The organism is Amycolatopsis sp. NPDC005232, from assembly GCF_040607795.1.
Classification (GTDB): Bacteria; Actinomycetota; Actinomycetes; order Mycobacteriales; family Pseudonocardiaceae; genus Amycolatopsis.
In genome coordinates, this window is sequence record NZ_JBEXHL010000024.1 from 20,606 (window position 1) to 32,624 (window position 12,019).

Sequence of the window (12,019 nt, forward strand, 5' to 3'; positions counted from 1 at the left end):
GGCTCGTGCCACCGGTGTCTCGGGTGGAATTCGACGTCACGCCAGCAGGAAAGCTGTCCGAACGTCAAGGGCCCGGTCAGGGTTCCGGATGGTTTCATGGTGTCCTCGTGGTCGTCGAATCTCCCTCGCCTGTTCATTGATAGCGCGGCAGCCGGGTCCCGGGCGGCAGCTTGGCGCACGGATAACTGCCGCCGGAGTGCCCGCCTTGCTGCCGGATGGCGCGGCGGCGCCGAACCTAGATTTTTCAGGGTGCGTAGCTCATCCGGTGCCGACGAGTTCGAGCCCGCTCTCGTCGGCGAAGGCGCCCCGGGCGCCGAATGGCAGTCGATCGCGCTGGCCACCCGGCTCCCGTGCGGGGTGCCGGGCGAAAGAGCGTGGCTGGGCGCTTGGGCGATCGCACTGGGCGCCACCCTGGGCCGCACCGAGGTCTGCTTCGGCGCCGGCGAGGACACCGTGTTCGCCCACCTCGATCCCGACCGCACGGTGGCCGAGCTGCTCACCGGTCTGGACCACCGCAGTGGACACAGGAAAGGGCGCTACGACACGGCTTTCGGGGAGAGCGGCGACAAGGACGTGGTCGTGGTCGTCGACCGGGGTGTGCTGCGCCACCGCACGGACGCCGCCCGGGCCCGGTCGCTGGCCGTGCGTCTCGAACTCGCACTGGCGGCCGTCGTCACCACCCCCGGCGCCCGCCTGCGGGAGCTAGACCTGCTCACCCGGCAGGAACGCGAAGATGCGCTCGTGGGCTGGCAGGGCGAGGTCGTCGAGCTGCCGGCCACGACGCTGCCGGACCTGATCACCGAGACCGTCCGGCGCGTGCCCGCCGCGACCGCGCTGCGTTTCGAGGGTGCCTCGGTCACCTACGCCGAGCTGGCGGCGCGCGCCAACCGGCTGGCTCACCACCTGAGTGCGCTCGGCGCCGGCCCGCGAAGCGTGGTGGCGGTGGCCGTCCCGCGGTCGGTGGAGCTGGTCGTCGCCCTGCTGGCGGTGCACAAACTGGCCGCCGCCTACCTGCCGCTCGACCGGGACCACCCGCGCGAGCGGCTGGCGACGGTGCTCGAGGAGGCGCGGCCCGCAGTGGTCCTGACCACCGGTCCGGAGGCCGATCTGCCGGACGGTCACCCGGTGCTGGCGCTGGACGACCCCGCCGTGGTGGCCGCGCTCGAGGCCGAACCCGAGACACCGCCGTCGATCCGCGTGGCCGGGGACGACCCGGCCTACGTCATCTACACCTCCGGGTCGACCGGGCGGCCCAAGGGTGTCGTGGTCACCCACGCGGCGATCGTGAACCGGCTGCTGTGGATGCAGTCGCGCTACCCGCTCACCGAGTCGGACCGGATCGTGCAGAAGACCCCGATCACCTTCGATGTGTCGGTGCCGGAACTGTTCGGCCCGCTGATCGCCGGCGCGGTGCTCGTGCTCGCGCGTCCGGGTGGGCACCGGGATCCGGCCTACCTCGCCGGGCTTTTCGCCGGTGAAGGTGTGACGTGCGCACATTTCGTGCCGTCGATGCTCCAGGTCTTCCTGCAGGGCCCGGCAGCCGCGCGCTGCGCCTCGCTGCGCCGGATCTCCTGCAGCGGCGAAGCGCTGTCCCCGCAGACCCGGGACCGGTGCCTGGCGCTGCTCGACGTGCAATTGCTGAACCTTTACGGGCCGACGGAGGCCGCGGTCGAGGTGACCTACTGGGACTGCGGCGGCGACGAGCCCGGCGCACCGGTGCCGATCGGGCTGCCGGTCTGGAACACGAGGCTGTACGTGCTGGACGCGGTGTCGCGGCCCGTCCCGGTGGGAGTTCCCGGCGAGCTGTACCTCGCGGGCGCCCAGCTCGCCATCGGGTACCTCAACCGCCCGGACCTGACCGAGGAACGGTTCGGCTCCGATCCGTTCGGTCCGCCGGGCAGCCGCATGTACCGGACCGGTGACGTGGTCCGCCGGCGCGCCGACGGAGTGGTCGAGTACCTCGGGAGGGCCGACGACCAGGTGAAGATCCGCGGCTTCCGCGTGGAGCTCGGCGAGGTCGAGTCCGTGGTGCGGCGGGCGCCGGGGGTGGTTCACGCCGCCGTCGTCGTACGCCTGGACCGGTTCGGTGAGCCGCGGATCGTGGCCTACCCGGTATCCGCCAGTGGTGTCCTCGACGTGGCGGCGCTGCGCGCGTTCGTCGCGGGCGTGCTGCCCGACTACATGGTGCCCGCTGCGTTCGTCCAGCTCGACGAATTGCCGGTGACCGCCAACGGCAAGCTGGACCGCAAGCGGCTGCCCGAACCGGCCGCCGTGGCGACGGGCGCCGGCGGCAGTGCGCGGACCGAACGCGAGGCACAGCTGTGCCGGCTGTTCTCCGACGTGCTCGAACTGCCGGGGATCGGTGTGGGGGACGACTTTTTCGCGCTCGGCGGGCAGTCCCTGCTTGCCGTGCGGCTGCTGAGCCGGATCCGGACCGTGCTGGGCGCCGACCTCGACCTGGCCACGGTGTTCGACGCGCCGACCCCGGCGGAGCTCGCAGGTGCCCTCGATACCGCGGCCTCCCGGCCGGAGCGCCGTGCGTTGCTGGCGGCCTCCCGACCGGAGCGTGTTCCCCTTTCCGCGGCCCAGCGGGGGATGTGGTTGCTGAACCGGTTGGAGGGCCCCAGCGCCACCTACAACATCCCGCTGTCGCTGACCCTGCGCGGCCCGCTCGACGTGACGGCGCTCGGGGCGGCGCTGCGGGAACTGGTGACCCGGCACGAGATCCTGCGCACCGGCTACCGCGAGATCGACGGCGCGCCGGTCCAGGTCGTGGGGGAGCCCCGGATTCCGCTCGACGTCGTGCGCGCCGGGCCGGCGGGGCTGGCCGACCAGGTGCGCGTCGAAGCGCGGCGGCCGTTCGATCTCACACGCGACCCGGTCGTCCGGGCGACCTTGTTCGCGGTCACCGAGGAGCACCACGTGCTGCTGCTCGTCGTGCACCACATCGCCGGCGATGGCTGGTCGATCCGCCCGATCGCCGACGATCTCGCCGCCGCGTACCTGTCCGAAGTGGATGGAGTACCCGGGTCGCGGCCACCGCTTCCGATTCAATACGCGGATTACGCGCGCTGGCAGGCGGAAACGCTCGAACCGGTGCTGGCGGAGCAGCTGTCCTATTGGGAACGCCGGCTCGCCGGAGCGCCGGCCGAACTCGCCTTGCCTGCCGACCGGCCGCGGCCGGCGGGAGGGGAGGGCTCGGCCCACCGGGGTGGCCTGGTCGAGTTCACCGTGGACGCCACCGTCACCGGCCGGCTGCGCGAGCTTGCAACCCGGCATCGGGTCACGCTGTTCATGGTCCTGCACGCGGGCCTCGCCGCGCTGCTCACCCGGCTCGGCGCGGGCGAAGACCTGCCGATCGGCTCGGTGGTCGCGGGCCGGCCGGACGAGGCGCTGGAGGAGCTGGTCGGCTTCTTCGTCAACACCCTCGTGCTGCGAACCGACACCAGTGGGAACCCGGGGTTCGGGGAGCTGCTCGACCGGGTCCGGGAGGTGGACCTGGCCGCGTTCCGCTACCAGGACGCGCCGTTCGACCTCGTCGTCGAACGGCTCAACCCGCCGCGCCCGCCGGGCCGACACCCGCTGTTCCAGACGATGCTCGTGCTCCAGAACACCGCGACGGCCGGGTTCAGCGCGGGCGCGCTGACCGGCGAGGTCGAGGAACTCCCGGTCGGCGAGGCGAAGTTCGACCTGTGCGTCACCTTCACCGAGCACCCGACCGGGCTGGCGGCGGTGCTCGAATACGCCGAGGACCTGTTCGACGAGGAGACCGCGGACCTGCTCGCGACCGCCCTGCGGGACGTGCAGGCCGAGCTGGCCACCGCTCCGGACACCCGGGTCGGCGAACTGGCCGTGCCCGAGGAACTCGTCGGCCGCGGCACGCCGCAGGTCGCGGAACCGGCCGGCCCTGCGGCGGTCGTCACGGGACCGCCACGCACCGCCCAGGAGGAGCTCCTGCTGGCCGCGTTCCGGGACCTGCTCGGCCGGCCCGACATCGACCTGGGCGGCAACTTCTTCGAGTTCGGCGGGTACTCGCTGCTCGCCGTCCGCCTGGCCAGCCGGGTGCGCGCCTTGCTCGGCGTCGACCTGACGGTGCGGCAGCTGTTCGAGACTCCGACTGTCGCGGGCCTCGCGGGCTACCTGCGGGGCGCGACCGGGCCCAGCCGGCCCGCACTCACCCGGCAGCCGGCCGAGCCGGAGCAGGTCCCGCTTTCCCACGCACAGCAACGGCTTTGGTTCCTCAACCACGTGAGCGGGCCGACCGGCACGTACAACGTGCCCTGGGCGTTCCGCGCCCGCGGCCCGCTCGACCTGGCCGCCCTGCGCGCCGCGATCCGCGACGTGGTCACACGGCACGAGCCGCTGCGCACGGTGTTCCCCGACGCGGCCGGCGTGCCTGCGCAACGGCTGCTCGATCCCGGTGAAATCACCGTGTCGGTGGTCGACGGCGACACCGACCAGGTCTTCCGGCAGCACGCAGCGCGCGGGTTCGACCTCGCTGTGGACGCCCCGCTGCGGGTGACGGTGATCGTGGTGGCGCCGGACGAGCACGTCGTGCTGTTCGTGATGCACCACATCGCGGTCGACGGCTGGTCGTTGAACGTGCTCGCGCGTGACTTCGCCACCGCGTACCGGGCCCGGGTCGGCGGCCACGGGCCGGGCTGGCCCGAGCTGCCGGTGCGATACGTCGACTACACCGCCTGGCAGGACCGGCTCGACACCACCGAGAGGCTCGCCTACTGGCGGCGCGCGCTGGCCGGGTTACCGGACACGATCGCGCTGCCCACGTCCGGGGACCGGCCGGACGCGCCGGCCGGGGAGGTCCGCTTCGCGCTCGGCACCGGTGCCCACGCCGGTCTGCAGGAGCTGGCCCGGGCGCACGGCGTGACGCTGTTCATGGTGCTGCAGGCCGCGGTCGCCGTGGTGCTCACCCGGACCGGGTCGGGCACGGACCTCCCGATCGGCACCGCCGTCGCGGGCCGTGCCGACGACGCGCTGGCCGACCTCGTCGGCTTCTTCGTCAACACCCTCGTGCTGCGCGTGGACACCTCGGGCGAGCCGTCGTTCGCCGGGTTGCTCGAGCGGGTGCGCGAGGTCGACCTCGCCGCCTATGCCCACGAGGATCTTCCGTTCGACCGGCTCGTCGAGGCGCTCAACCCGGCCCGGTCGGGCACGAACCAGGCGTTGTTCCAGGTCAGCGTGGTGCTCAACGAGGGCGAGCCGCTGCCCCCGCGGCTGCCCGGACTCGTCGTGACGCCCGGGCCCGAGGCGGGCCCGACGGCGAAGTTCGACCTGGCCTTCACCTTCACCGAGCGGGACGGCTTGGCGGGCCTCGTGGAGTACAGCACGGGCCGCTTCGACGCCGCGACCGTCACGGTGCTGGCCGAGTGCGTGAGCGCCGTGCTCGAAGCGGTGCTGCGCGCACCGGACGTGCCGATCGGCGAGGTCGACCTGCCGCGGCTGCCGGAGCGGGCCGCCGGACCTTTGACCCAGCCGGCGGCCGAGCCGGAGGCGACCGGTGATCCCGAGGTGACCGAGGCGCTGCGCCGCCTGTTCGCCGACGTGCTGGAGCGACCGGACGTGGACGCGGACGACAACTTCTTCGAGCTGGGCGGCTATTCGCTCACCGCCGCCCGGCTGGTGGGCACGATCCGCCGGGCCCTGGGCACGGACGTCGCCGTGCGAACCCTCTTCGAGGCGCCGACTCCGGCCGCGCTGGCCGCGCGGCTCGGTGCCGACCGCCGGGCCGGCCGGTCGAGTTCGCTCGAGCCCGTGCTTGCCTTGCGGGCCACCGGATCCGGAACCCCGCTCTTCTGCGTGGCCCCGGCGGCGGGCATCGGCTGGGTCTACTCCGGACTGCTGGGGTGGCTCGGGGCCGGCAATCCGGTGTTCGCGCTGCAGTCGCGAGCGCTCGGGGAACCCGCGGCTCTGGGCGAGAGCGCCGAGGAGATCGTGGCCGGTCACCTGGCGCGGATCCGGGCGGTGCGGCCGCACGGGCCATACGCCTTGCTCGGCTGGTCGTTCGGCGGCGCGGTCGCGCACCGGCTGGCGGCCCGGCTGCAGGCCGAGGGCGAGGTGGTCGAACTTGTGTTTATTATGGACGGTTACCCGGCGCGTACTGGCCGGCCGCGGGATCCGCAAGACCCCGAGCTGATCCGCGAGCTGCTGGCCTCATTGGGGCTCGACGAGGGCTTACCGGGACAGGATTTCATGAAGATCGTGTCCCATGAGGACAGTCCGCTCGCCGGGCTGCCCGAGGACGTCGCGCGCCGCCTGCCGGCCGTCTTCGCAGGCAACGTCGCGGTGGCGGGCCTGCCTGACGACGCGCCGGTCTACACGGGCCCGGTGCTGTTCTTCCTGGCCACCGAGGGCCGCGACGAGACGTTCCCCGGCCCGGCGGACTGGGCGCCGTACGTGGCCGGCGAGTTCGAGGTGTGCGAGGTACCGGTGGCCCACGGTGAGCTGACGTCCCCCGCCGCGCTCGCCGTGGTCGGCCCGGAACTCGCGCGGCGGCTGCGCTGACGGCGAAGGGCGCGGGGGCGGTTCGCCGTCCCCGCGCCCTCGAAACGGGTCAGGACACGTCCACCGGCGCGCGGACGCACCGGTCCAGCTCGGCGATGAGGTCACCGGGATTCTCGGTGAAGTACATGTGCGCACCTGGCAGCGCCACGAAGTCCACCCCGGACCCGCCGACCTCGGCCCAGCCCGCGGCGTCGGCTGCGGACACCAGCTCGTCGTGCTCACCACGCAGCACCGTGATCGGCACGGGCAGCGGGAGCCGGGAGCTCGGCTCGTACTCGTCGGCGATGGTCATGTCCGCCCGCAGGGCGGGCAGGACGACCTCGCGCAGGTCCGGGTCGGCGAGGGCGGCGTGGCGATAGCCGACGAGGTCGGCGAGCCGCGACACGAACTCGTCGTCGGACAGGGCGGCGGTGCCCAGCCGCACCCGGGGTGCCCAGGGCGAGGCGATGCCGCTCACCAAGAGCCGCCGCGGGAGCGGCAGCGCCCGGGTGACGAGCGCCTGCGCCGTCTCGTAGGCCGCCAGTGCCCCGAAGCTGTGTCCGAAGAGGACGAACGGGCCGCCGGCCGCGGCCTCGGCGGCCTTCGCGGCCACCACGTCGACCACCTCGGCCATGGTGGTCAGCGGCGGGTCGAGGAACTGTTCCTCGCGCCCGGGCAGCTGCACTGGCACGAGCGACAGGCGATCGCCGGCGTGCTCGCGCCACTGCCGGAACAGGCTCGCACCGGCGCCGGCGAACGGCACACACACCAGGCTGGTCGTCGTCATGGGGTCGCCTCCTGCTTGGTTCGGACGAGTTCGGTCATCGCGGTCAGGGAGGAATGGGCGTACAGCTCCCGCATCGAGACCGGCGGCAGGCCGGCGCCCGCGAGCTCGTTGCCCAGCCGGGCGGCCAGCAGCGAGTTCCCGCCGAGCTCGAAGAAGTTGTCCCCGACCGCGACCGGGCCGCCGAGCAGTCCTTCCCACAGCCGGGCGATCCGCTCGGTCAACGGGTCGTCGTGCGGGCCCGGTCCGGACGCGCCGGACGAGGGAGCGGGCGCGGGCAAGCGCGTGGTGTCGACCTTGCCGTTGGCGTTGAGCGGAAGCGCGGGAACGGCGGTCAGCGTGTCGGGGACCAGGTGCGCGGGCATTCGCGTGGCCAGCCGCCGGCGCAGCTCCGCCAGCCCGTCCGGCGCGGTGGTCACCACGTACGCGTCGAGGCCCGTGGAACCCCGGGGGACGACGGCCGCCGCCGTGACCGCGGGATCGTCGGTCAGGGCCCGGCGGACCTCGCCGAGCTCGATCCGGTGACCGCGGATCTTGACCTGGTCGTCGAGGCGCCCGAGGTGCTCCAGCTCGCCGTCGGGCAGCTCCCGCCCGCGATCGCCGCTGCGGTACAGCGTGCCGGGGCCTTCCGGGTCGGGGAGGAACCGCTCGGCGGTCAGCTCGGGCCGGTCGAGGTAGCCCAGGGCCACGCCGGCGCCCCCGACGTGGATCTCGCCGGGCTGCCCGGCCGGCACCCGGGCGCCGTGCTCGTCGAGCAGCCGCACGGTCCAGCCCGGCAGCGAGCGGCCGACCGAGCGGGTGCCGAGCGCGACGTCGGCGGCGGTCAGCGTGCGCGCCGTGACGTGCACCGTGGTTTCGGTGATGCCGTACATGTTCTCCACGCGTGCATGCGGGTACCGGTCGAACCAGGGGCCGAGCGTGCGGACGTCGAGCGGTTCACCGCCGAACACCAGCAAGCGGACGGAAAGCCCGTCGCCGGCGAAGGCCGGGGTGGCGAGCAGCGGGGCGAACGCCGACGGCGTCTGGTTCAGCACCGTCACGTGCTCGCGCTCCAGCAGGGCGTGGAACTCGGCGGGATCGCGGGCGGTCCAATGGGGGACGACCACCAGCCGGCCGCCGGTCATCAGGCACACCCACATCTCCCACACCGAGAAGTCGAAGGCGAAGGAGTGGAACAGGGTCCACACATCGCTCCCGGACAACTCGAACTCCGCCGCGGTGGCGTCGAGCAGTGCGACGACCGTCCGATGGGGAACGAGCACGCCCTTGGGTCGCCCGGTGGAGCCGGAGGTGTGGATGACGTACGCGACATCGCCCGCGGCCGGTTCGGCCGGGGCGGGCCGGTCATCCGCGGCAGGCGACGCCACGTCCACGACCCGCGCGCCTTCGACGGCGGTGGCGGAATTCCCCACCACCACGTCGATTCCGGTGTCCGCGGCGATGAACGCGAGCCGCTCGGCGGGGTAGTCCGGATCGAGCGGCACGTACGCCGCGCCGGCCTTCAGCACGGCGAGCAGCGCGACGACCAGCTCCGTGCCGCGGGGCAGCCCGACCCCGACCCGGTCGCCGGGCGACACTCCGGCCGCGGCCAGGGTCCGGGCGAGGTCCGAGGAGCGCCGGTGCAGCTGCGCGTAGGTGAGCGTGGTGCCGTCGGACGTCACGGCCGGGAGGTCCGGTGCGGCCGCGGCCTGACGGGCGAACAGGGACACGATCGTGCGCTCGGGGAGGGTGCCGGACTTCGCGGGTGACGACTTCACGATGGGTCTGGTCCATTCGTCCGAAGTGGATCGTGCGGCGCGGCCGCGCCGCGAGCTCAACGGTATCCGTGCAGGCTCGGACTTCCGGGGAAGAACAACGGCATTTGGGCCGGGCCGCCCCGCGCGCGCAACTGCCGGTCGGGTTGCCGGGCGCGGGCGGGTGGTGCTGGTAGAAACCGCGGCAGCGCCTGCCGCAGCACGGAAATCCGGGCGGGGGCACGCGTTCGACCACGAGGTCCGGATCGGGCCTCGTGGTCGGACGTGGGCGGCGCGGCGCCGGAAAACTCAGGAGGGGACGACGTCCAGCGGTAGCCGCCGCACGCCGATGAGGCTCTTCGGGTGGTGGAACAGGGTCGGCTCGTCGGTGGCGACGGCGAACGACTGGTACCGCTCCAGCAGGTGCTCGAGCGCGATGCGCGTTTCCAGCCGCGCCAGCGGGGCACCGAGGCAGAAGTGCATGCCCTGCCCGAAACCGAGGTGCCGGTTCGGGCTGCGGTGCGGGTCGAACCGGTCCGGGTCGGGGTAGGCCGCTTCGTCCCGGTTGGCCGAAGCCACCCAGAGCGTGAGCATCTGGCCCGCCGGAATGGTCCGGCCGCCCACCTCGGACTCGCGCTTGGTGATCCGGGCGAGGCGGGAGAACGCCGGGCGCATCCGGACGACCTCTTCGACGACGTCGGGGATCAGGTCGGGGTTCGCACGCAGTTCCGCCACGGCGCCGGGGTTCTCGTCGAGAGCCAGCACGGTGTTGCCCAGGACGGCGGTCGTGGTGATGTGGCCGGCGAGCAGCAGCAGGGCGACGAACCCGCACACCTCGTCGTCCGACAGCCGTTCCCCGTCCAGCTCGACCTGTACCAGCTGGCTCAGCAGATCGTCGCCGGGCGCGGAGCGGATCTTCGCGACGTGGTCGGTCAGGTAGGCGTGCATCTCGGCCGCGGTCGTGGCGAACCCGATCACCTCGGCCTCGGTCGGCAGCGCGTTCTCCGACCCGCCGTTGGCGAGGATGAACGCGTCGGCCCAGCGCTGGAAATGCGGCCGGTCCTCGCTCGGCACCCCGACCACCTCGGCGATCACGGTCACCGGCAGCGGGTGGCTGAGGTGCCCGACCAGGTCGATCCGCTCCTGCCCGGCGACCTCGTCGAGCAGGGCGCGGGTCAGCTCGTGGATGCGGGGCGCGAGCTCGTTGACGAACCGGGGCGTGAACGCCTTGCTGACCAGGCTGCGCAGCTTGCGGTGCAGCGGCGCGTCCATGCCGACGATGTTGCTCCGGTTGATCCACTCCATGCCCGGAAACGACGGGATGAGCGCGCTCATGTCACTCGAGTATGTCTCGGGGTCGGCGAGCACGCGGGTGATGTCGGCGTGCCGGAACACGTGCCAGACGCCGGGGGTTTCGTCCTGGCTCACCGGTTCCGTCGCGCGCATCTCGGTGAACCAGGCGAACAGCGAACTCAAGGACTCCGGGGTGATCTGCTCGGCATCCGCTCCGGCGGTGGTCATCTGCTGAACTCCTGTCGTACGGGACGGTTGCGCGGCGAACTCGACGCCTGGACCTTCTGCGGCCGGCGGCGCTGTTTTGCCTGGTCAGGGTGGTCAACGGGGTGAACGCTAGGGGTAGGCTCACTCCCGCGCCTACCCCTAGCGGACCCCATGCCCGCCCGTGCGCCGCGCTGATCCCCTAACCTCCGCGCGGCGTGGTTGTCGGTGCTGGTTCGTGATCCTTAGGTTCGGTGCCGAGGCCTGGCGGTGGTGTGCGCACCGAAGACGCCGCGTGGTCCGCGAACCCGAGGAGACGACTCATGAGCACGCAAGATGTGGCCGCGCCCGACTCCGCCGAAAGCGCGAACGGCGAGGTGGAGTTCCCGGCTCGCCCGCCGGCGCCCGTGCAGATGCACGAACTGGACTTCCTGCTCGGCGAGTTCCGGTGCGAATACACCAATCTCACCACGGACCCGGTGAGTTCGGGCGTGGCCACCTGGACAACGGTGCCGATTCTGGGCGGGCATTACTACGAGATGACGCAGACGGTGCCGGTTCCGGGCGTCAGCAGCCGCTGGGTGTTCGGCTGGAATCAGGCTGACTCCACATTCTTCACAAGTTATTACGACGATTGGGGTAACCACGGGGCAACCAAATGCGAGGGGTGGCAAGACGGCGAGCTCAAATGCACCGGTGACTACTTCGCGTTCGGGCAGCCCTTCGTGTTCCAGGAGGTCTTCGCCCAGGTCGACGACGACCACTACACCAAGCACGGCTTCGTGCGCCAGGCGGACGCCTGGGTGCCGGTCGACGTGATCCACTGTCACCGCGTCTGACTGCCGGCGGGTCCGGCAGGCCGGCTCCCCCGGGCGACGTCCCGGTGTCCGGGGACCGGTTTGCCTGATCGGGCAGTGGCGGCCAGGAGTTCGGGCAGACTTCGGCCTCCGTGGGACTGCCTGGTTCGTCGTGTAAGCCTCGCCTGCTCCGGTGCGCGGCCGGGTGCGCGGGGGATCGGGTCACCTGCGCGGCTGGCCACCGCGCGGGAACACGATCACCGGCGGATCACGGCACGTGGGCGAACGAACACGCCGTCGTGGCGCCCAGGGCAACGTTCGCCGGGCGCCTTGACAGGAGCGACGGTGATCGTATCCTCAGAGTTATGAGCGTTATCGAGGGAATCGATATCGAATCGGCGACGGCGCTGCGCATTATGGTCTTCTGGTGAACACTCGATTGAACCAATCGAGTGTTCACGCATTTTTTATGTGACTTCGAAGCAGGACGAGAAGTACTGTCCGGTGTGCTCAATGACGAGTTCCGGAATTCCCGGATGATTTCCGGGTGCGTCTCGGAAAGCGAACTGCTTTCGCCCGCCGTCGGCGCGGCCGTGCCACTTCGCCCGCCGATGGCTCGACGGGAATCGACGCAGGACGGGCTCGACGCCGCTTGTCTTGAGCAACCCTGGCCGGCGGCCGGATTTTCGCACACGGCGGGGAGACAC

General features: G+C 72.1%; 5 protein-coding genes. 2 read left to right on the plus strand and 3 right to left on the minus strand.

Annotated elements, in window-relative coordinates:
- Positions 1 to 249 precede the first annotated feature (249 nt).
- Positions 250 to 6,522: an amino acid adenylation domain-containing protein gene (locus tag ABZU76_RS35130; RefSeq protein WP_354877450.1), complete on the plus strand. Its 6,273-nt coding sequence runs from the start codon at positions 250 to 252 to the stop codon at positions 6,520 to 6,522.
- 49 nt (positions 6,523 to 6,571) lie between these two features.
- Here ABZU76_RS35130 and ABZU76_RS35135 read toward each other — a convergent pair whose 3' ends face one another.
- From ABZU76_RS35135 to ABZU76_RS35145, 3 genes are all read right to left on the minus strand, one after another.
- Entirely contained in the window at positions 6,572 to 7,288 is a 717-nt protein-coding gene (locus ABZU76_RS35135) for an alpha/beta fold hydrolase (protein WP_354877453.1), read from the minus strand.
- Positions 7,285 to 9,042 carry an amino acid adenylation domain-containing protein gene (locus ABZU76_RS35140; RefSeq protein ID WP_354877456.1) on the minus strand — a complete coding sequence of 586 codons (1,758 nt, stop codon included), beginning with the start codon at positions 9,040 to 9,042 and terminating at the stop codon, positions 7,285 to 7,287. The genes ABZU76_RS35135 and ABZU76_RS35140 overlap by 4 nt, the downstream gene beginning before the upstream one ends.
- A gap of 285 nt (positions 9,043 to 9,327) precedes the next feature.
- Positions 9,328 to 10,539 carry a cytochrome P450 gene (locus ABZU76_RS35145; RefSeq protein WP_354877458.1) on the minus strand — a complete coding sequence of 404 codons (1,212 nt, stop codon included), beginning with the start codon at positions 10,537 to 10,539 and terminating at the stop codon, positions 9,328 to 9,330.
- Between the two features lie 251 nt (positions 10,540 to 10,790).
- Here ABZU76_RS35145 and ABZU76_RS35150 point away from each other — a divergent pair, with 251 nt between their 5' ends.
- Entirely contained in the window at positions 10,791 to 11,354 is a 564-nt protein-coding gene (locus ABZU76_RS35150; protein WP_354877460.1) for a DUF1579 family protein, read from the plus strand.
- Positions 11,355 to 12,019 lie beyond the last annotated feature (665 nt).

Bases quoted from the DNA above. Each gene is read 5' to 3' on its own strand.
- ABZU76_RS35135 (WP_354877453.1), bottom strand. From the start codon at position 7,288: ATGACGACGACCAGCCTGGTGTGTGTGCCGTTCGCCGGCGCCGGTGCG.
- ABZU76_RS35145 (WP_354877458.1), bottom strand. From the start codon at position 10,539: ATGACCACCGCCGGAGCGGATGCCGAGCAGATCACCCCGGAGTCCTTG.